This window comes from Kaistella flava (ex Peng et al. 2021), assembly GCF_015191005.1.
Classification (GTDB): Bacteria; Bacteroidota; Bacteroidia; order Flavobacteriales; family Weeksellaceae; genus Kaistella; species Kaistella flava.
This window is the reverse complement of record NZ_CP040442.1, coordinates 2,385,927-2,405,690: the sequence shown is the minus strand read 5'-3', so window position 1 is coordinate 2,405,690 and position 19,764 is coordinate 2,385,927. Positions and strand designations below refer to the sequence as shown.

The following is a 19,764-nucleotide window of genomic DNA, read 5'->3' as shown; positions in this document are numbered from 1 at the left end:
TTAAAAATGAAATAATATGGGACGCGCGTTCGAATATAGAAAGGCTTCTAAAATGGCTCGTTGGGATAAGATGGCCAAAACATTTTCTAAAATTGGTAAAGATATTGCTCTTGCGGTAAAAGCAGGTGGTCCTGATCCTGATACCAATCCTGGGTTAAGAAGGTGCATTCAAAATGCAAAAGGTGCTAATATGCCCAAAGACAATGTTGAGCGTGCTATAAAAAAAGCGAGTGGTGCTGATGCAGAAAATTATGAAGAAATTACCTACGAAGGTTATGGCCAGGGTGGAGTAGCATTTTTTGTAGATTGTACCACCAATAACCCAACAAGAACGGTAGCCAATGTTCGTGCGATATTTAATAAATTTGATGGTAATTTGGGTAAAAACGGCGAGCTTGCTTTCATCTTTGATCGTAAAGGGATTTTTTCTTTGGATCGTTCTTTAATTAAAATGGATTGGGACGATTTTGAAATGGAAATGATTGATGGAGGTGCTGAAGAAATTGAAAAGGATGAAGATGAGGTTTTCATAACGACAGCTTTCGAAGATTTCGGCGCTTTATCTCATAAATTAGATGAGTTAGGTATTGAAGTGAAAAGTGCAGAGGTTCAAAGAATTCCAAATAATTCAAAAGAAGTTTCAGAAGAGCATTTTAAAATTAATATGAAAATGCTTGAGCGTTTTGAAGACGATGATGATGTTCAAAACGTCTTTCATAATATGGAAATTACAGATGAGTTAATGAATTCAATCTAATAATTATGCCCAAAAAATTTTGTTGGGTATCTTTTTACTTAAGATTTAGAACTTAATTTTCAAGTTTAGATATGTTTTATCTACGTAAAATAAAAATCCAAAACTACATTTAATAGTTTTGGGTTTTTTATCATCTAAATTTTACAAATTTATTTTAGAACATTCACTTCTAAATAGCTGTCGCCAAATATTTTAATAAACGCTTTTGTATAATCTTCCTTCGTTGCAAAATTAGGATTCTCTAAGAACTTCTGTGGGTTTACTGCAAACAACGGAAACCAAGTGCTTGAAATTTGAATCTGGATTTTATGTCCTTTCTTAAAGGTGTGAAGAACATCTTGCAGTTTCACTTCTACCGCAGTTTTTTGATTAGGAACTAAGGCTTCTCCTTTCTCTCTGGAGTTTCTAAATCTCGCAGGCATAATTTCGCTTCGAACCATTTGATGGTAATTTCCATAAACGACACCTTCCTTTTTTTCTTTCGGCACAAAATCTTCAGGATAAACATCGATTAATTTTACAGCAAAATCTGCATCAGTTGAAGTAGAAGATATATTTAGTTTTGCTAAAATTTCGCCAGTCAAAGTAAGATCTTCTGTTAAAATATCAGTGGTGAAACTTACTACATCTGGTCTTCCTTCGGAAAAACGTTGATCTTCACTCATGTAATTTCTTGGAGTGAAACCATTGAAGTCTTTTAGATTTTCAGAACTCAAAACTGGATTGTCTGGATCGCTGTAATATTCCGAATTATGATTGGAAGGACTATTTTTAAAGGTCCCATCAGCAAGATAGAAATTCACCTTTTTAGTATTCTGTGGAGGATAATTGGAAAACTCTTTCCACTCCATTTTTCCGGTGTCGAACATAGTTGCTTCAGGTAATCCCGCGTCAATTTTTGAATTGCCTTTTAAATAATGTTTGAAAAACGGAGTCTCCAATTTAGTTTGATAATAAGTCGAAATACTATCTCCGAAATAGATTTCATTATGGAATTGTTTTCCTGGCTCTCTAGACCAAGCACCATGAGAAAATGGTCCCATTACAATCGTATTCTTTGCTTTCGGACTGGTTTTTTCAATGGTTTTATAAATGTTTAAAGGACCGGATAAATCTTCAGCATCAAACCAACCACCAACAGTCATTACCGCATGATTGATGTTTTTCAAATGAGGAAGCAAACTTCTTTTTTGCCAAAATTCATCATAGTTAGGGTGATTCATAATTTCAGTCATAAAGAAATTATCTTTGTAATATTTTTCATAACCTTCTTTCAAGGTTCCCATGTCGCGGTAAAACTTTAATCCATCTTCAGAAGTCTGTTTTATGAAAGTATCCATATACCAAGCTTTTTCTTCAGGCTTAGTTTTCTGAATTCCAAACACTGGAAACGTTCTGAAATAACCTAACATAAATCTTCCATTATGCAAAAAATCATCATTCCAAAAATCTGAAATCGGCGCTTGTGGAGAAGATGCGACCAAAGCCGGATGTTCTGAAAGCGTTCCCGCAGCGGTATAAAATCCTGGATAAGAAGTTCCATATTGACCGACTTTCCCATTATTATTTGCAACATTCTTTAACAACCAATCGATCGTATCATAAGTATCGGTACTTTCATCAACATCTTTTTTCGTTTTGTGTACAACTTGCGGCGTCATATTGGTAAATGTTCCTTCGCTCATATATCTACCGCGAACATCTTGGTAAACGAAGATGTACTGATCTTTCATCAAATATGGATTCGGACCTAAAGAAGATTTGAATTCATTCTCGCCATACGGAGCAACACTGTAACATGTTCTTTGCATTAAGAATGGATATTTCTGGGATTTAGAAATATCTTTTGGAATATAAACAGAAGTAAAAAGTTTTACACCATCTCTCATCGGGATGTAAACTTCTTTTTTGGTGTAATGTTCTTTTACAAAAGTATTGTCTGGTTTGTTTTGCGCCAGTCCAAAGACAAAGCAGAACACAAAGAAAATGGGAAAGTATTTTTTCATAGAAATTATTTTGAACGAATTTATGAAATAATTTATAGAAATTTGAATCAGAAAAACTCAACCATGGAATTATTTGAAAATAGACCCGATCCCGAATTCAATTTACTTCCGCAGGATGGAGCAGTCAATTATTATGGCAAAATTTTTAGCCAGGAGCAGGCAGATTATTTTTATAATAAGCTTTTACATACGATTGAATGGAAAAATGATGAAGCTATCATTTTTGGAAAGAAAATTGTAACCAAAAGAAAAGTCGCGTGGTATGGCGAAGAAAACTTCGAATACACTTATTCAAAAACGACCAAAAATGCACTTCCCTGGACAAAGGAATTATTAGAACTTAAAAACACGATTGAAGAAAAAACGGGTGAAACATTTAATTCCTGTTTACTCAATCTTTACCACGATGGAAATGAAGGAATGGCTTATCACAGCGATGGCGAAAAAGATTTAAAGAAAAATGGCGCAATTGCTTCCTTAAGTTTTGGCGCAGAAAGAAGATTTTCCTTTAAACATAAAACCACAAAAGAGAAAGTTGAACTTCTATTAGAAAACGGCAGCTTACTTATGATGGCTGGAACAACTCAAACTTTCTGGCTTCACCGCTTGCCGCCGACGAAAAAAATATTTGGCCCCAGAATCAATTTAACTTTTCGAACCATCGAAAAAGAACATAAAAACAAATAATTTTAATTCGCTATATTTGATTATAAAAATCAATTATTGGTAATAAAGTGTATTTTTTTTGACGGAATTTTATGAAAAATTTATAATTTATTAATAAAATGGCATGCTATTTATTATTAAATTTGAGAATAATTTTTAACATTAAATAAAATCAATTATGAAAAAAACAATCGCAATGGCTGCATTAGCGCTTGCTGTATCTTTCGGATCAATTTCTTGTAAAAAGAAAATTTCTGATGCAGATTTACAAACGCAGGCAACTACAGTAGTTACTTCTAACGCGAATGCTTCAGTTGAAGTAAAAGATGGTCAGGCCCATTTAAGCGGAACTTTCGCAGATCAAGCATCAAAAGATGAAATGATTGCTTCTTTAAAAGCGATTCCAGGAATCAAAGAGGTTCATGACATGTCAACTATCGAAGCGCCTGTAGTTGTAGAAACAGTTTCAGCTGTTGATCCTGCAGTTCAACAAAAAGTTACCGATGCCGTTAAAGATTTCCCTTCAGTGAAAGTAGAAGTTATAAATGGTGAATTAACATTAACTGGAAACGTGTCTCCTCAACAAGCAAGAAAAATAAAAATGTCTGTTGACGCTTTGAAAGTAGGAAAAGTTAACTATAATTATACGGTAAAATAATTGATTATGAGTGCATTACAAGATAAATACGCAAGTGTAATTTCTGCAGCGCAGTCGGCTGGAGTTTCTAATTTACAAGTTGCTGAAAAAGATGGAATCCTTTATGTTTCCGGGAATACAAGTACTACCGCAGCGAAAGATGCTGTTTGGAACGCGCTTGGAGCAATCGACTCTAATTATTCGGCTTCAGATATTAACGTAGATGTTCAAGTTGCTGGATTGGCGGCTGGTGCTTCTTTAAGGGTGGCTACTGAGTCTTCGAATCTTAATCTTAGACAAGAGCCTTCCACAGAAGCAGCGGTTGTTGGTAAAGCGGCAAAAGGTGCATCTGTAACTTTGGTTGAGCAAACTTCTGATGATTGGTGGAAAGTGAAAAACGCCGATGGTGAGGAAGGTTACGCTTATGCAAGATATTTGCAAGCCTAGTTTTAACACTATTAAAATACGAAACCTCTGATTATTCAGAGGTTTTTTTATGGGCCATCCGCCGCGGCGGACCGCGCTTTCCGTTGCAATCTTTTTTTTGCCATCGTTTTTCCCTACGCAAAAAAAAGTATTTTCACTGCAATCGCTTGTCCCGAGTTTCGGCATTTTAAATAAAAAAAATATAAGTCAGGCAATCACTTTTCAGAGTTTCAATTAAAATATAAAAAAAAATTAGACAATCGCTTGTCTAAATTTTTTTTAGGAATGTTTTTTGTTAAGAATGTCGACAGGCTCAGATTATTCTGACGTTTTGTTTATTTTGAAATCGATTTTTAAATATTATTTATGAAAAAGTTTTTACTTTTATTTATTCTTCTCGTCATTCAATTAAATGCTCAAACCTACACGATCGACGGCAAAGTCCAGGATTCTGATAATAATCCTATAGAAAATGCCACCATTTCTTTACTGAAACAGAAAGATTCCTCAGTGGTTAATTTTACGGGAAGCAATAATAATGGAAGTTTCAGTTTTAAAGTTCCAAAACAAAAAGAGCCTACTTTTTTACAAATTTCAAATGATCAATTTCGGATGGTTTCTAAGAAATATGAAACCATCGATCAAAATATTGAAATCGGTTTGGTGAAATTAGAAAGAGACCTGGTGAGTGATATTGAAGAAGTAAAAATTACCGTTTCGCCCGTTCAAATTAAAAAAGATACGGTAGAATATAATACCTCTTATTTAAAAGTAAATCCAGATGATAAGATTGATGAACTTTTAAAACAAATTCCCGGTGTAGAAACCGATGATGATGGGAAAATGACTGTAAATGGAAAACCGATCAATAAAATCTTAATCAATGGAAAACCTCTTTTCAATAAAGATGGTAAAATTGCGATGGGAACAATTCCTGCCGATTTAATTAAAAAAATTCAGATCACCACTTCGAAAACGAAAGAAGAAGAATTAACCGGCAGAACTCCAATATCTGACAGTCTAACGGTCAACTTTAATATTGATGAAAAAAATAATAAAGGAAATATTAAGAATTTCAATTTAGGTTACGGAACAGATAATCGATATGATGTGAAAGGCTTGCTGGCAAAATTCAAACAACAAACCAATTTTGCTTTGATTGCCGGATCTAATAATATTAATGTTTCTAATTTTTCGGTCGATGGTTTTTTTGAAAAAAACAATCGAAATAATGCGGCCAACGGAAGAACGGCAAGTACCGGAATTTTGCGAACATCGATGATTGGAGTTAATTACGCTGATAAAATTGGTGAAAATTTAGATCTCGATAAATTCAGTTTAGAATATAAAGATGGTAATCTCGATACGTATTCGAAAACTTCCAGAACGACATTTTTACCAGATTATAAATTAGACAATAATTCGGAGAAACGCGGAAACAGTGATAAAAAAACTTTTAACTTTAATACCGACGCTACCATCGCTTTAGATAAGTTTACCAACGTTACTCTTTCTACTGATTTTTCTAATAATACTACTGATACTACGAATGAGAGTAGTGTTTTTACGCTTCGTGATGATGTACTTCTTAACAGCAATCTAAGTTCATCTAGGGGAAATAGCGTCGCCAATGCTTTCAAGCCAAAGATCGGCCTTGTAAGAAAATTCGAAAAACGAAACCGATCATTATCTGCTTCGATCAGTAATACTTTTTCTGAAAATAAAAACACGAATTATAATCTTCAGGAAACGGTATTTTATCAATCTCCCGATCAAAATGATTATAGAAATCAGCTTTCAAAAAATAAAAATTCAACCAATTTATTTAGTGCGAATTTTAAATATTTCGAACCCATTTCAGATTCTGCGACGGTTTCTTTAATAGTAAATTATGATCTTCAGAAATTAAATAGAGAAGTAGATGTCAATGATTTTGATGCTGTATCAGGTGAATATTCAGAATTTAATACGTTATTATCGAATAATCTAGATCAAAATAACAGTTTGTTAAATACTGGGATTTCTTATAATTTAAATAAAAGCAAATATAATTTCCGAGCGGGAACCAATTTGAATACGACCAAATTAAATATCAATTCGATTTATAATCTTCAGGATTACAGCCTTCAAAGAAATTTTGTTCTGCCCGAATATGATTTGATGCTCAATTATAAATTCAATAAAACTACGAGTTTGAGAATTACCAATTCAGCCAAATATAGCGTTCCACAGGCAACTTATCTAAATCCTTATGTTGATATTTCAGATCCTTTACTAACAGTTCAGGGGAATCCAGATTTAAAAAGCACTTGGCAAAATTCCACCAATCTGAACTTTTCTACCATGAATATTGCAAGAGGAATTAATTTTTACTCCAGATTAGGTTTTAATTATACCGATAATGATATCGTGAATTATTCTTTTTATGATGATTCCGGGAAGCAATTCAGTACTTACGAAAATATCAGTGGAAACAAGAGAGCGAATTTCTCAACATCTTTAACTAAAACCTACAAATGGAATGGGAATAAATTAGATTTGAGTCCTTCGTTTGCGACCAATTACAGTTTCCGAAAAGGATTTATTGATGGTACAGAATTTACAAATGGTATCTATACGCTTTCGCCAAAATTCAGTGCTAATTTAAATCTTAAAGACATTATGAATTTGCGCGCAACTTATGGAATTAATTATTCATCATCTCATTACACCAATTATAGAATTGATAAAACGAATACGGCGCGCCAAAATTTATCTTTGAGACTGACCAATTATTTTTTCAATAAAACTTTGTTTTTCAGCAATGATTTCAATTTTACAAAAAACACGAATATCGCTGCAGGTTTTGCCCGAAATTCCTATTTCTGGAATTCAAGTGTAAATTATCAGTTTTACAAAAACAAAATGATGTTGAAATTTAGCGTCAATGATTTACTCAATCAAAGACAAAATGCCACCAGAACAATTGGCGATAATTATATTGAAGATCGCGAAGAACTTATCCTGAAAAGGTATTTCATGCTTTCTTTAGTTGTGAATCTAAATAGTTTCGGCGGCAAGAAAAGTTAATTTCCCTCTCATTACAATTTGAAAACCTCTGATTTCTTCGGAGGTTTTTTTATGGGCCATCTCGTAGGAAAATTATTACTTGCTGTCGCAATCTTTTTTGCCATCGCTTTTGGCTACACAAAAAAAAGGATTTCCACTGCAATCGCTTTTCCGAAGTTGTGCCCCGAAATTAAAGTAAGAGTAAGTCACCGTTCAGAATCTCTAAGACTGATAAAAAATAAAAGAGAGCCAATCGCTTATCCAATAATGGAAAGTTTAACTCAATTTTAACAAAAAGACATATATTTGTAATCTTACAATAAAAAATTCTCATGAAAGGTCAAAACAAACTATTCATCTTCATCATTGTTGCTCTTATAATAGGGGTAATAATGGGTGGAGTTGTACATACTCAATACTCTGAAAATGCTGCCGGATTTTCAAAAAACATTAAACTCTTAGGAACAATCTTCATTCGACTGGTGCAGATGATAATTGCGCCTTTAGTCTTTACTACTTTGGTAGTGGGGATTGCTAAAATGAGCGATGTCAAAATGATCGGTAGAGTGGGAACCAAAGCAATGCTCTGGTTTATTACCGCTTCTCTAGTGTCGCTAATGATTGGACTCGTTTTTGTAAATTGGTTAGAACCAGGTCGAGTAATGCAGCTTCCTAAACCGGCAGCAGATGCAGCCGGAGATATGGTGACCCATAGTCAAGGTCTTTCGTTAGAGCAATTTGTAACCCATATTATACCTAAAAGTTTATTCGAAGCATTTGCAACCAATGAGGTTTTACAAATTGTAGTATTCTCTATTATGTTTGGTGTTGCATTAGCAAATATGGGTGAAGAATATACCAAGCCGATTGTACGAGCTTTAGATATTTGTGCACATGCGATTTTGAAAATGGTCGGTTACATCATGTGGTTCGCACCACTTGGAGTTTTGGGTGCAATTGCTGCCGTAGTCGCAACCAATGGCTTTGATATTTTCAAAGTCTACGCAATTTATCTGCGAGATTTCTTCTTTGCCTTAGCCGTTTTATGGTTGGTACTTTGTATCGTCGGCTATATGATTTTAGGAAATCGTTTATTCGAATTATTAAGAAGAATTAAAGCGCCTTTACTTATCGCATTTTCTACGACCAGTTCCGAAGCGGTTTTCCCGAAACTGGTTGAAGAACTCGAAAGATTCGGTTGTAACAATAGAATTGTATCCTTTATTTTACCTTTAGGATATTCTTTTAATCTGGACGGAAGTATGATGTACATGACTTTCGCCGCAATCTTCATTGCTCAGATTTACGGAATCGACATGACTTTAGGACAACAGATAATAATGCTTTTGGTTTTAATGTTAACATCAAAAGGAATCGCCGGAGTTCCAAGAGCGAGTTTAGTGATCATCGTTGCAACTTGTACTATGTTTGGAATCCCACCAGAAGGGATTGCATTAATTTTACCAATTGACCATTTCTGCGATATGGGAAGAAGTATGACCAATGTGTTAGGAAATGCTTTAGCAACATCTGCAGTTTCTAAATGGGAAGGTCAACTAGAAGATCACGGTGGAGATTTGTAAATATTAATTACAGCAAAATTTGATCAAATATATTTGACGACTAAAAATAACAAATCCCGATTTTTTCGGGATTTTGTTTGTTAAGAGCTATTACTTCACCGATTTTTTCGCTTCTTCAGCTTTCACTAAATGATGCTCTAAAGTTGGTAAAGTTGCAGAAGCAAAAGATTTCAGAGAAGGTTCAGTTCCGCCGGATATTTCTTTTTTGAAATCTGCGATAACTGATTTATGGCCATTGACCATTAAGTCGGTGTAAGGTTTATCAAAATCGACCCCTTTTTTCATTTTTAAGTCATCTACTGTTTTCTGTTGGTCTGCATCCATGGCATCAGGCAGGATATAACCAATTTTCGAAGCCCAATCTTTTAATTCATTGTCTGCTTTGGTATGATCGGCAACCATTAATTTTCCAAATGCTTTTACGGTTTCATTAGACGAATTTGTTTCTGCAATGTTGCCAAGCATTACTTCCATCATGCCACCTTTTGCCGCATTTTCAGCAAATTTTTTATCCTGATCGCTCATTGAATTTACATTTTCTGTACTTGCTGACATTTTCGTTGTATCGTCGGTCATCATACCAGAATCAGTTGGAGCCATCATATTAGTACTATCTGCAGAAGTATCAACTGCTGTAGTTTCTGTTTTTTTACAAGCTACTAAGGCTGTGATTGCCAGAACAGTTAGAATTGAATTTTTCATAATAATGATTTTAAAGTTTAAAGAGATTTACTTTTTATACCTCTGAATTTCAGCAATTTATTTGCCACAAAAGAATAGAAATGATGATTTCACTTCTTATAAACGATTTTAAAATTAAGGATTTCAGTATTGAGAAATTGGCGCAAAAGCTTTACTGTTCTTTATTCTTTCATTTTAGATTGAAAATTATAAAACAAATGATTATATATTTTTAATTTGTTTTTATATAAATCATTATAAAATCAATCTTAAAATATTTTGATTAACAATTGAGCTGACTCCAGGCTTTCCAATAAATCATAAATGTTTATCTTTGCACAATTAAAATTCTCACTTAAACCGTTTATAGCATGCAACTGTATAACACCTTAAGCGCAGAAGAAAGAGCTCAACTTATTGATGAAGCCGGTAAGCAACGTCTTACTTTGTCTTTCTATGCGTATGCCAAAATCTCAGATCCCAAACAATTTCGCGACGAATTATTTATAGCCTGGAACGCACTCGATGCGCTTGGCCGTATTTACGTTGCTCACGAAGGAATCAATGCTCAAATGAGTATTCCCGCTGAAAATATAGATGCTTTCCGTGATACACTGGAAGTTTATGATTTCATGAAAGGCATTCGCTTGAATGTTGCAATAGATCAGGACGATCATTCTTTCTTAAAACTCACCATAAAAGTCCGACATAAAATTGTTGCCGACGGTTTAAATGATGAAACTTTTGATGTAACCAATAAAGGAATCCACTTAAAAGCACAGGAATTTAATAATTTACTGGAAGATCCCAATACAATTGTAGTAGATTTTAGAAATCATTATGAAAGTGAAGTCGGGCATTTCGAAGGTGCGATTACGCCGGATGTTGAAACTTTTAGAGAAAGCTTACCAATCATCAACGAACAGTTACAAGATTTCAAAGAAGATAAAAACCTGCTCATGTATTGTACAGGTGGAATCCGATGTGAAAAAGCCAGTGCTTATTTTAAGCATCAAGGTTTTAAAAACGTTTATCAATTGGAAGGCGGAATTATCGAATATACCCGTCAGATCAAAAAAGAAAATATTCAAAGTAAATTTATTGGAAAGAACTTTGTGTTTGATCATCGATTAGGTGAAAGGATTACAGACGATATTGTTTCGCAATGTCATCAGTGTGGAAAACCTTGTGATAATCACACGAATTGTGCGAATGATGGTTGTCATTTGTTGTTTATTCAATGTGACGATTGTAAAGTGGCAATGGAAAATTGCTGTTCAGTTGAATGTTTAGAAACGACCCATTTACCTGTAGGAGAACAAATAAAATTAAGAAGAGGAATCCAGGTTGGAAATAAAGTTTTCAGAAAAGGAAAATCTGATGCTTTGAAGTTTAAAAATTCAGGCGATTTACCAAAGAAACCTTTAGCACAAGTCGAAACAAAAAATATCCGTCAGAAAATAGCCATCAAGAAAGTATTGGTTGGAAAGGCCGAACATTATTATACAAAATCAAAAATCGCTCAGTTTGTAATTGAAAACAATGAACTTTCAATTGGTGATAAAGTTTTGATTTCTGGACCAACAACTGGTGATCAAGAATTTACGATTACTGAACTGTTTGCAAATGGAGGTCCGTGTGAAACGGCGAAAGTAGGAGATCAAATCACTTTCGAAACTCCGTTTAGAATTCGTTTATCCGATAAATTATATAAAATTTTAGGATAATGACGAGATCAGGAAAAATAGAATTAATGTCGCCGGCCGGTGATTTTACTTCTATGCAAGCAGCAATCGATAACGGCGCAGATTCAATTTATTTCGGCGTAGAACAATTGAACATGAGAGCGCGGGCTTCCATGAATTTTACTTTAGATGATTTACCGGAAATCTCCCGACGATGCTCAGAAAAAGGCGTTCGAATTTATCTTACTTTAAATACGATTATTTACGACCACGATTTATCTTTAATTAAAACGCTTTTAGATAAAGCAAAAGCAGCAAATTTGACTGCAGTAATTGCGATGGATCAAGCGGTGATATCGTACGCAAGACAAATCGGTATGGAAGTTCATATTTCTACGCAAATTAATATTACCAATATTGAAACGGTGAAATTCTACGCTCTTTTCGCTGATACAATGGTAATGAGTCGGGAATTAAGCATGTCGCAAATTAAAAAAATCTGTGATCAAATTGTTAAAGAGCAAGTAAAAGGGCCATCAGGAAATTTAGTTGAAGTTGAGATTTTCGGACATGGTGCACTTTGTATGGCGGTTTCCGGGAAATGTTATTTGAGTTTACATTCTGCGAATTCTTCCGCAAACAGAGGTGCCTGCAAACAAAACTGTCGAAAAAAATATACCGTAATCGATCAGGAAACCGGATTTGAAATTGAATTGGATAATGAGTATATGATGTCTCCGAAAGATTTATGTACGATTAGTTTTTTAGATCAAATTGTTGATGCCGGAGTGAGTGTTCTAAAAATTGAAGGACGTGGTAGAGCACCAGAATATGTAGCGACTGTAACCAAATGTTATAGAGAAGCCATCGATGCAATTGCAGATGGAACTTTCAATCAAGAAAAAGTGGCTGAATGGATGAAACAACTTGAAACCGTTTATAACAGAGGTTTCTGGGGAGGTTATTATTTAGGACAAGAATTAGGAGAATGGTCTGCAGAAAACGGCTCTGCCGCAACACAGAAAAAAGTTTATATCGGAAAGGGAAGACATTTCTACCCGAAATCAAATATCGCAGAATTTTTAATTGAAGCATACGATTTAACGGTTGGCGATAAAGTTTTAATTCAAGGTCCAACAACAGGTTCGCAAGAAATGGTTTTGGAATCAATACGAGTTGATGAGAAACCAGATGCAGCAAAAGCTTCAAAATCTGATGTTGTTACTTTCAAAACAAATTTTAAAGTAAGACCTTCTGATAAATTATATAAAATTGTGCAGTCAGATTAATTAATCATCACCAATTACTTATTGCTCATTACCCATTATAAAACATGATTATCGTAACGCTTCAACGTGAGAAATGTATTGGTTGTAATTATTGCGCAGAATTTGCGCCGGAGTATTTTCGGATGTCCAAGAAAGATGGCAAGTCAGTTTTGTTAAGAACAGAAAATAAAAAAGGATTCTATACTTTGAAAATTCCAAATCATGAATCATTTGAGTCTTGTGAGAAAGCGGCAAAAGCCTGTCCGGTGAAAATTATATCGGTTAAAGAAATTTAAATATCAAATTGTAAATTGCGTTTCCTAGAGACGCAATTTTTTTTAATACATTTGAAAATGAAAAAATCTGAAATTAGAAAAGTCTATTTAGAAAAGAAAGAATCTTTAACAGAAACTGAAGTTCAGTCTTTGTCCAAAAAGATCTTCGAGAACTTTATTTCTGAATTTGATTTAAAGGAAGATCAGAAAGTTCATTGTTTCTTATCGATTCCGGAAAAAGGTGAAGTTGATACATCTCCATTTTTAAAAGAGTTTTTTGAAAATAAAATCCGTGTTTTTGTGCCGAAAATTATCAAAGGAAAACTAATCGCTTTAGAAATTACCAAAGAAACTCCTTTAATTGAAAATTCCTGGGGAATTAAAGAACCGGAAGGAAACGAAGATTGTGGGGTAAAGGATTTCGATTTTATTATTACTCCACTTTTATATTCCGATCAATTTGGGAATAGAGTAGGTTACGGAAAAGGATTTTACGACCGATTTTTTTCAGAGATTAATCCAAACGCAATTAAAGTAGGAGTCAGTTTTTTCCCTCCTAATGAAAAAGTTGAAGATGTTTCAGAGTTTGATGTGCAGCTTGATTATTTAGTTACGCCGACAGAAGTACTGTCTTTCGGTAGTTTTGAATCGAAGTCGACAAAGTAGAATTTGAATTCTTTTACGAATTTTACTGGTGAAGGTTTTAGAACATATTGCGCATTCTTTTCAAATGAACCAATCAAACGGTTTTTAAAATCAAAATATTCTACATAAAACTTAGCAAGATCTAACGTATCATTTCCTCTGATTTCTTTGGTCACCGAAATATTACCCACTTTCGCAGTTTGTACCTTTAAACTGTCCAGTTGCAAAAGAAGCGGACTCAATTTATTGGAATCTTGATCTACAAAATAACTTTTCATCTGTGCATATATCACGGAATCGATTTCTGTGTCTCGGTTTCCAGACGTATATAAAGTAGATAAGTCGAATAATTCCTGAATTTTTTGCTTCGTAATAGAAGTTATTGCTTGCGCACTATCCATCTTGGTTACCGGATAGGATTTCTTATTATTGTTATTTCTAACGATTTCTAAATCAGACATTTGCTTATTTTCCTTATTGCAGGAAAAAGTAATTAAAAGTAAACTGATTAGGAAAAAAACTAGTTTATTTTGGCTTTTCATCGGTGGCAATTTTGAATTTAATCATTATTATTTTGTTGTTCTTATCGTTCTTTGTGTCAATTACTTCAAGGTTTTCCAGCGAGGTTGAAGGTAAAGTCACTAAGTTGATGTACCGTTGTTTATCCATTGTTTCTACGCCGTAAGTTTCGTTGTCATACACTTGATAAATAAGGGCGTTATCACTGATCAGGAAATTTAATGATTCTCTTTTTTTCTTTAAATCTTTTAGTGATTTAGAATAGTAGAAAAGCATAATTGCATAATCATTTGGCTTTAGCTCAATATTCTCTGCTTCGGGCGCAGTTTCCAAATTCCTTCTTATAGTATCCGTTTTATAATAAGGGGAAGATACGACCATTGTTAAATTTTTTGATTTGGTCGTATAAACGAATGGCTCGTTAGGTTTTGCGTTATATAAGATTGGCGATTCATTATCTTTTAGAATCTGTACTTGCAATTCAGCATTGATTTTAGAATTTCGGTCAGCATCGATAAAGCTATAATAGAATTTTTTACTAAAGAGTTCCTCTTTGAAAACTAAAAGTCCGACCAAAATTGCCAAAATAGCAGAAATACCCAACCAAATATATTTTTTTACAATTGATATTGTTGATTTTTGTTCAGAAGTATCATAAGTGGTAAATGGTCCTTTGTTTTCTTTAATGCTTTGATTATCAGTAGTTGATATTTGTAAATCAGGATTTGTGATTGTTGTTTCTGTTAGTTTTGGAGCTGAAATATCTTGTTTTTGAACATTTATAGGTTCTTGCTCAATATTTTCTGCTTTTTCAACTGCTTTTTTTAATTCCTCCTCTAAATTTTCATCATGATCTTCAAATTCTTTTAAGATTTCGTCGGCAAAAAGATGCTTCTTTTTAAATTCATACCATGACATATAACCTGCATAAATGCTAAGGATATTCAACATGTCAATTCTTGGAAGTTTGGTAACTGGAGAATTTTTAAAGTAAGTGTAAAAAGACTTTTCGCTGATGTTACCTTTAGCGATTTTTCTTAAATCTTCTTGAAAATAGATGATGTCAATCCCTTTCCATTTTGAAATATCATCAAAGGAAGGTGAGTGTTTGTCTAAATATTGAGTTTGAACCTCATTTTTTAGCTGTTCGAAGTGTAATAAATCTAAATCGCTCAATGCTATTTTTATGTAATTTATTGATTTTCAGTAATGTTTTTTTGTAAAACGATTTTACAAATATATTACAATTAATTTTCCAATACAAATTTATTTCTCACCATACCTTTGTCCTGTTCGAAATGATAAATGAGAACACACAAACTTTAATACAACAAAACAATTAAATTTAATTTATTATGAAAAAGTCATTATTCGTAGCTGCTATCGCTGCTTTAGCTCTTGTAGCTTGTAACAAAACTGAAACTGTAGAAACTGCTAACGCTTCTGATTCTGCTGCTGTTGTAGTTGATTCTGCTGCTGCTGTTGTTGATTCTGCTGCTGCTGTTGTTGATTCTGCTGCTACTGTTACTGCTGATGCTGCAACTACGAAAGTAGAAGGTGCTGCTGATGCTGCTAAAGGTGCTGCTGATGCTGCAACTGAAGCTGCTAAAGATGCAAAAGACGCTACTAAATAATTAGTAACAACTTACTACAAGATAACCGTTTCTCTTAGAGAAGCGGTTATTTTTTTTATGACATTTTCTGACGAGAGATCTCGTAACAACATATTGCAACTGCATTACTCAAATTCAAAGAGTCAATGCTTCCCGACATTGGAATAATAGTATTCTTTCCTTTTCCAATCCAGAAGTCCGTTAATCCAGAATGTTCGGTCCCAAAAAGAACGGCACTTTTTTCTTTCAAATTTCTGTCTTGAATATTTGCAGCTTCCGTATCCATGATCGTGGTATAGATATTATAATTGTTTTCAATTAAATATTGGTGAAGCTCTTCATTGCTTGAATTAAAAATGTTCATTCCAAAAAGACAGCCGACACTTGATCGGATGACATTTGGATTATAAAAATCCACTTTTGTATCGGTCACAATTAAAGCATCAATTCCAAAAGCTTCGCAACTTCTTAATATTGCACCAAGATTTCCAGGCTTTTCAATGCTTTCTACGATTATTATAGAGGAGTTTTCTTTTGGTTTAAAATCTTTTAAGTCAGATTTTTTAGTTTTGTAAATTCCAATAATCCCTTCTGAAGAACCGCGATAAGCTATTTTATCGTAAATCTTATCGGAGACCAAATGAACTTTTCCTTTTGGTAACTCGTCATCAAAAATACTTTCAGCGATATAAAATTCCTGCGCATCAAAACCATATTTCAATGCTCTTTCATTTTCCTGCTTCCCTTCTATCACAAAAACATCTTCTTTTTTGCGGAATCTATTATCCGTTATAAGACGAGTGATATATTTTATTTTTTCGTTTTGGGTACTTTCGATAATCATTTTGCAAATGTAGTAAAAAGGTCAATTTCATTAAAGGATAAAGAATTTGAAAATTTAATTAATTGTCTAAGAATAAAAGTTTAGTCTTTTAACCACAAAGTCGCAAAAGTTTTTTATTATTAGAGTTAGATATTAGGCTTCTGAAAAATTCACAATAAGATTACTGGATAGTTTTGGAGCCAGAAATCAATAAAAGAGCTCGACGCCGAAATTGAAGGATTGCGGTTTTGAAAAATACAATCAGTTATTGGAAGTTCGAATTTTTTTCTATTTTGTTTAATCAACTAGGTTTTCTGATGATTCTTCTAAACTTTGAGGAAGACTTTTTTTATTTTTAATTCCTAAAGATTTCAGTTTATTTGTTTGAACGATGAGGTTGTCATTTCCGGTGGAAAGTTGCTTGAATGCGTCGTTGTAAACGTTTTTAGCTTGGTCGATATTCTTTCCTAATTTCTCTAAGTTTTCTACAAAGCCTACAAATTTATCATATAGTTTTGCACCTCGTTCTGCAATTTCTGTGGCGTTTTTATTTTGATATTCCCGCTTCCAGAGATCTGCAACCAGTTTCAGAGAAGTGATTAAATTACTCGGATTGAGTAATAATATTCTTTTGTCATAAGCGAAATTCCATAGATTTGGATCTGCTTGCATCGCTGCAATATAAGCGGGTTCACTTGGAATAAACATCATCACAAAATCCAAAGATTTGTCGTAATCATCATATGCTTTGTCACTTAATTGCTTGATGTGATTTTTTACCGAAGCCAAATGTTGGTTGAGTTTCATTTGATAAATTTCATCGTCATTTTCATCGACCAGTTCAATAAATGTCGTCAAAGAAACTTTAGAATCGATAATCACATTTCTTTCATCAGGATATTTTACAACCGCATCCGGACGCATTTTCTTACCTGAGAATTCTGAAAAAAGTGCTTTGTTATCTTCATCGCGCAGTTCATGTTCCAGGAAATATTCTCTGCCTTTTACCAAACCTGATTTTTCAAGAATACTTTCTAAAATCATTTCGCCCCAGTTTCCCTGGGTTTTACTTTCACCTTTCAGAGCGCGTGTTAATTTTTTAGCGTCTTCTGAAATCTGCTGATTAAGAATAGCCAATTCTTTTACTTTTTCACCTAAAGAAAAACGTTCTTTTGATTCTTTATCATAAGTTTCTCCGACTTTATTTCTAAGTTCGGTGATTTTTTCTTGAAAAGGTTCTAAAATATTTTTTAAATTGGATTGGTTTAAAGCGGTAAATTTTTCGGTCTTTTCTTCTAAAATTTTGTTGGCTAAGTTTTGAAATTCGCTTTTTGCCAATTCCTGCATTTTTGTAATTTCTCCTTTTTGAGTTTCCAAAAGGATTTGAAGATTTTCATTCTTTGCCGTGAGTTGTGATTGAAGGACAATTAATTCCTGCTTATCATATTGTAAATTCTGTATCTCTGATTTTAAACTGGAGTTTAGGTTAGAAGATTCTTCATTTTTAAATTTTGAGTTTTCTAAATCAGCAGTTGTTCTGATGAAGTTTTGATTGAGATCATCAAACGATTTTCTAGGAATGTGGGAAGATTTTACAATTAAATAAATAATAACTGCGCCAGTAATGCCGCCGAATATAAAGCCGATTAAAAGAGAAGTGAAATCCATGTTTCAAAAATAGGCAGAATTATAGTGATTTTCTTGTTTTGTGGAAAAGTTCTTTAGAAAACACTTTTAAAATTTTATATCGCGATGTAATATAAAATTTAGTTACTAAAAATCAGGCATTTTAGCCAGGAAATACCTTCAAAAAACGTCCGAAAAAAAGCTACTCGATTGAATCAAATAGCTGTAAATAAATTATTCTTTAATCCTTAAAAACTCTTTTGCGAGTTCGATCATTTTTGGATCGCCGGTGTATTTCCCGTGTTCGTCTGAAAGTTTTACGGTTGGAATCCAATCGCCGTTAATTGATTGTGCGGCAATGAGTTTCATTACGATATTCATTGGTTTTAAACCTACGTCGTTTGTTAAGTTGGTACCGATTCCGAAAGAAATTCCGATTCTGCCTTTGCAGGCTTTTGTGATTTCTTCTACTTTTTCCAGATTTAATCCATCAGAAAAAATAATGTATTTGAATAATGGATTGATGCCGTTTTTCTTGTAATGTTCAATGGTTTTATTGGCAAATTCTATCGGATCACCACTATCGTGACGAACGCCATCAAATAGTTTGGCAAATTTTTTATCGAATTGCTGAAAGAAAACTTCGGTCGTATAAGTGTCGGATAGCGCAACTCCCAAGTCGCCGCGATAAACATCGACCCAATGTTCGAGTGAAAGAGCGTTTGCCATTTTAAAACCATATTCTGCAGCGTGGAACATAAACCATTCGTGAGCGTGTGTTCCGATTGGTTTTATGCCATATTTCATAGCAAAGTGAACATTAGAACTTCCGATGAAATTCCCTGAAACATTGTCTCTCACCAAAGAGTCAACCACCAAATCGTGCACTTTATAAGAATGTCTTCTGCGCGTTCCAAATTCGGCGAAAGTCACGCCTAGAATATTGAGCTGATCGGCTTTTTCTAAAGTGGTTTGAATAACCGCTTCATTAGAATTGCGCTCCATGTGATTCATTTCGTAATGCAATTCTGAGATTAGGGAAAGAATCGGAACTTCCCACAAAATCGTGCGATACCATTCTCCTTCTACTGTAACTTCCAGAGATTCTTCGGTTTGGATTATTTGAACTTCGCTTGGATCGTAATGATAACCACCGAGAAAATCTAAATAAGGAAGATCTAAATAAGGGCAAGTTTCTTTTAAGAATTGTTTTTCGTCTTTCGTTAATTTCAGTTCCGCCATTGCGTTGATTGATCTTCGTAATTCTTCACCGAATCCTGGTGGGAAATGATGTTTGCCACGATTGATGAATTGGTATTTTACTTTCTCATTCGGGAAAAGTTTGATGACCGCATTTTGCATCGTAATTTTATAGAAATCATTATCGAGAATTGACTTTAGACGAACTTCAATCATAGTTTATTATATATTCAAACAAATTTAGAAATTCAAAAACGAAAATCGCCTTTAAAAAGACGATTTTTATAATTATTAAGTATTTAAAAC

At 33.7% G+C, this 19,764-nt stretch carries 18 protein-coding genes; 11 read left to right on the top strand and 7 right to left on the bottom strand.

Features of this window, described 5'->3' with window-relative positions:
• The first annotated feature begins 16 nt into the window (after positions 1-16).
• Positions 17-757 carry a YebC/PmpR family DNA-binding transcriptional regulator gene (locus Q73A0000_RS10675; RefSeq protein WP_193810951.1) on the top strand — a complete coding sequence of 247 codons (741 nt, stop codon included), beginning with the start codon at positions 17-19 and terminating at the stop codon, positions 755-757.
• Between the two features lie 149 nt (positions 758-906).
• Here Q73A0000_RS10675 and Q73A0000_RS10670 read toward each other — a convergent pair whose 3' ends face one another.
• On the bottom strand, positions 907-2,763 hold the full coding sequence (locus Q73A0000_RS10670) for a CocE/NonD family hydrolase (protein WP_193810950.1): 1,857 nt from the start codon (positions 2,761-2,763) through the stop codon (positions 907-909).
• Positions 2,764-2,826: 63 nt separating this feature from the next.
• Between Q73A0000_RS10670 and Q73A0000_RS10665 the strand changes: the two genes are divergently transcribed.
• The 5 genes from Q73A0000_RS10665 to Q73A0000_RS10645 all read left to right on the top strand — a co-directional run bounded on the left by Q73A0000_RS10665 (position 2,827) and on the right by Q73A0000_RS10645 (position 9,123).
• Positions 2,827-3,450, top strand: a complete 624-nt coding sequence (locus Q73A0000_RS10665) for an alpha-ketoglutarate-dependent dioxygenase AlkB family protein (RefSeq protein ID WP_193810949.1) — start codon at positions 2,827-2,829, stop codon at positions 3,448-3,450.
• 157 nt (positions 3,451-3,607) lie between these two features.
• Positions 3,608-4,087 (top strand): BON domain-containing protein, encoded by a 480-nt coding sequence (locus tag Q73A0000_RS10660; protein ID WP_193810948.1) that lies wholly within the window; start codon positions 3,608-3,610, stop codon positions 4,085-4,087.
• 6 nt (positions 4,088-4,093) lie between these two features.
• Complete coding sequence (locus Q73A0000_RS10655; RefSeq protein WP_193810947.1) at positions 4,094-4,513, top strand: SH3 domain-containing protein; 420 nt, start codon at positions 4,094-4,096, stop codon at positions 4,511-4,513.
• A gap of 345 nt (positions 4,514-4,858) precedes the next feature.
• The gene (locus Q73A0000_RS10650; protein WP_193810946.1) at positions 4,859-7,561 is read left to right on the top strand and encodes a TonB-dependent receptor; all 2,703 of its coding nucleotides are present in this window, start codon (positions 4,859-4,861) and stop codon (positions 7,559-7,561) included.
• Positions 7,562-7,872: 311 nt separating this feature from the next.
• Complete coding sequence (locus Q73A0000_RS10645) at positions 7,873-9,123, top strand: dicarboxylate/amino acid:cation symporter (RefSeq protein ID WP_193810945.1); 1,251 nt, start codon at positions 7,873-7,875, stop codon at positions 9,121-9,123.
• A 90-nt stretch (positions 9,124-9,213) separates the two neighbouring features.
• Here Q73A0000_RS10645 and Q73A0000_RS10640 read toward each other — a convergent pair whose 3' ends face one another.
• On the bottom strand, positions 9,214-9,825 hold the full coding sequence (locus Q73A0000_RS10640) for a DUF4142 domain-containing protein (protein WP_193810944.1): 612 nt from the start codon (positions 9,823-9,825) through the stop codon (positions 9,214-9,216).
• A gap of 350 nt (positions 9,826-10,175) precedes the next feature.
• Here Q73A0000_RS10640 and Q73A0000_RS10635 point away from each other — a divergent pair, with 350 nt between their 5' ends.
• The 4 genes from Q73A0000_RS10635 to Q73A0000_RS10620 are packed head-to-tail and all read left to right on the top strand — an operon-like array spanning position 10,176 to position 13,698.
• Positions 10,176-11,531, top strand: a complete 1,356-nt coding sequence (locus tag Q73A0000_RS10635) for a rhodanese-related sulfurtransferase (protein ID WP_193810943.1) — start codon at positions 10,176-10,178, stop codon at positions 11,529-11,531.
• Complete coding sequence (locus tag Q73A0000_RS10630) at positions 11,531-12,778, top strand: peptidase U32 family protein (protein ID WP_193810942.1); 1,248 nt, start codon at positions 11,531-11,533, stop codon at positions 12,776-12,778. Before Q73A0000_RS10635 ends, Q73A0000_RS10630 begins: the two co-directional genes overlap by 1 nt.
• A 44-nt stretch (positions 12,779-12,822) precedes the next feature.
• Positions 12,823-13,053, top strand: coding sequence for a ferredoxin (locus tag Q73A0000_RS10625; protein WP_193810941.1), 231 nt, complete (start codon positions 12,823-12,825; stop codon positions 13,051-13,053).
• A gap of 57 nt (positions 13,054-13,110) precedes the next feature.
• Positions 13,111-13,698 carry a 5-formyltetrahydrofolate cyclo-ligase gene (locus tag Q73A0000_RS10620; RefSeq protein ID WP_193810940.1) on the top strand — a complete coding sequence of 196 codons (588 nt, stop codon included), beginning with the start codon at positions 13,111-13,113 and terminating at the stop codon, positions 13,696-13,698.
• Here the strand turns inward: Q73A0000_RS10620 and Q73A0000_RS10615 are convergent.
• Both Q73A0000_RS10615 and Q73A0000_RS10610 read right to left on the bottom strand, forming a co-directional pair.
• Entirely contained in the window at positions 13,635-14,138 is a 504-nt protein-coding gene (locus Q73A0000_RS10615; RefSeq protein WP_244140728.1) for a hypothetical protein, read from the bottom strand. The two genes, Q73A0000_RS10620 and Q73A0000_RS10615, sit on opposite strands and share 64 nt — an antisense overlap.
• 64 nt (positions 14,139-14,202) lie before the next feature.
• The gene (locus tag Q73A0000_RS10610; RefSeq protein ID WP_193810938.1) at positions 14,203-15,372 is read right to left on the bottom strand and encodes a hypothetical protein; all 1,170 of its coding nucleotides are present in this window, start codon (positions 15,370-15,372) and stop codon (positions 14,203-14,205) included.
• Positions 15,373-15,551: 179 nt separating this feature from the next.
• Between Q73A0000_RS10610 and Q73A0000_RS10605 the strand changes: the two genes are divergently transcribed.
• A complete protein-coding gene (locus Q73A0000_RS10605) occupies positions 15,552-15,830 on the top strand; it encodes a hypothetical protein (RefSeq protein WP_193810937.1) in 279 nt (92 codons plus the stop codon).
• 55 nt (positions 15,831-15,885) lie between these two features.
• Here Q73A0000_RS10605 and Q73A0000_RS10600 read toward each other — a convergent pair whose 3' ends face one another.
• The 3 genes from Q73A0000_RS10600 to pncB all read right to left on the bottom strand — a co-directional run bounded on the left by Q73A0000_RS10600 (position 15,886) and on the right by pncB (position 19,674).
• Entirely contained in the window at positions 15,886-16,653 is a 768-nt protein-coding gene (locus tag Q73A0000_RS10600) for a TrmH family RNA methyltransferase (protein ID WP_193810936.1), read from the bottom strand.
• Between the two features lie 276 nt (positions 16,654-16,929).
• Entirely contained in the window at positions 16,930-18,300 is a 1,371-nt protein-coding gene (locus Q73A0000_RS10595; protein ID WP_193810935.1) for a DNA recombination protein RmuC, read from the bottom strand.
• Positions 18,301-18,492: 192 nt separating this feature from the next.
• Positions 18,493-19,674 (bottom strand): nicotinate phosphoribosyltransferase, encoded by a 1,182-nt coding sequence (pncB, locus tag Q73A0000_RS10590; RefSeq protein ID WP_193810934.1) that lies wholly within the window; start codon positions 19,672-19,674, stop codon positions 18,493-18,495.
• Positions 19,675-19,764 lie beyond the last annotated feature (90 nt).

Excerpts from the sequence above, each read along its gene's own strand:
- Q73A0000_RS10675 (WP_193810951.1), top strand. The coding sequence starts at position 17 with ATGGGACGCGCGTTCGAATATAGAAAGGCTTCTAAAATGGCTCGTTGG.
- Q73A0000_RS10670 (WP_193810950.1), bottom strand. The coding sequence starts at position 2,763 with ATGAAAAAATACTTTCCCATTTTCTTTGTGTTCTGCTTTGTCTTTGGA.
- Q73A0000_RS10665 (WP_193810949.1), top strand. The coding sequence starts at position 2,827 with ATGGAATTATTTGAAAATAGACCCGATCCCGAATTCAATTTACTTCCG.
- Q73A0000_RS10660 (WP_193810948.1), top strand. The coding sequence starts at position 3,608 with ATGAAAAAAACAATCGCAATGGCTGCATTAGCGCTTGCTGTATCTTTC.
- Q73A0000_RS10655 (WP_193810947.1), top strand. The coding sequence starts at position 4,094 with ATGAGTGCATTACAAGATAAATACGCAAGTGTAATTTCTGCAGCGCAG.
- Q73A0000_RS10650 (WP_193810946.1), top strand. The coding sequence starts at position 4,859 with ATGAAAAAGTTTTTACTTTTATTTATTCTTCTCGTCATTCAATTAAAT.
- Q73A0000_RS10645 (WP_193810945.1), top strand. The coding sequence starts at position 7,873 with ATGAAAGGTCAAAACAAACTATTCATCTTCATCATTGTTGCTCTTATA.
- Q73A0000_RS10640 (WP_193810944.1), bottom strand. The coding sequence starts at position 9,825 with ATGAAAAATTCAATTCTAACTGTTCTGGCAATCACAGCCTTAGTAGCT.
- Q73A0000_RS10635 (WP_193810943.1), top strand. The coding sequence starts at position 10,176 with ATGCAACTGTATAACACCTTAAGCGCAGAAGAAAGAGCTCAACTTATT.
- Q73A0000_RS10630 (WP_193810942.1), top strand. The coding sequence starts at position 11,531 with ATGACGAGATCAGGAAAAATAGAATTAATGTCGCCGGCCGGTGATTTT.
- Q73A0000_RS10625 (WP_193810941.1), top strand. The coding sequence starts at position 12,823 with ATGATTATCGTAACGCTTCAACGTGAGAAATGTATTGGTTGTAATTAT.
- Q73A0000_RS10620 (WP_193810940.1), top strand. The coding sequence starts at position 13,111 with ATGAAAAAATCTGAAATTAGAAAAGTCTATTTAGAAAAGAAAGAATCT.
- Q73A0000_RS10615 (WP_244140728.1), bottom strand. The coding sequence starts at position 14,138 with ATGTCTGATTTAGAAATCGTTAGAAATAACAATAATAAGAAATCCTAT.
- Q73A0000_RS10605 (WP_193810937.1), top strand. The coding sequence starts at position 15,552 with ATGAAAAAGTCATTATTCGTAGCTGCTATCGCTGCTTTAGCTCTTGTA.
- Q73A0000_RS10600 (WP_193810936.1), bottom strand. The coding sequence starts at position 16,653 with ATGATTATCGAAAGTACCCAAAACGAAAAAATAAAATATATCACTCGT.
- Q73A0000_RS10595 (WP_193810935.1), bottom strand. The coding sequence starts at position 18,300 with ATGGATTTCACTTCTCTTTTAATCGGCTTTATATTCGGCGGCATTACT.
- pncB (WP_193810934.1), bottom strand. The coding sequence starts at position 19,674 with ATGATTGAAGTTCGTCTAAAGTCAATTCTCGATAATGATTTCTATAAA.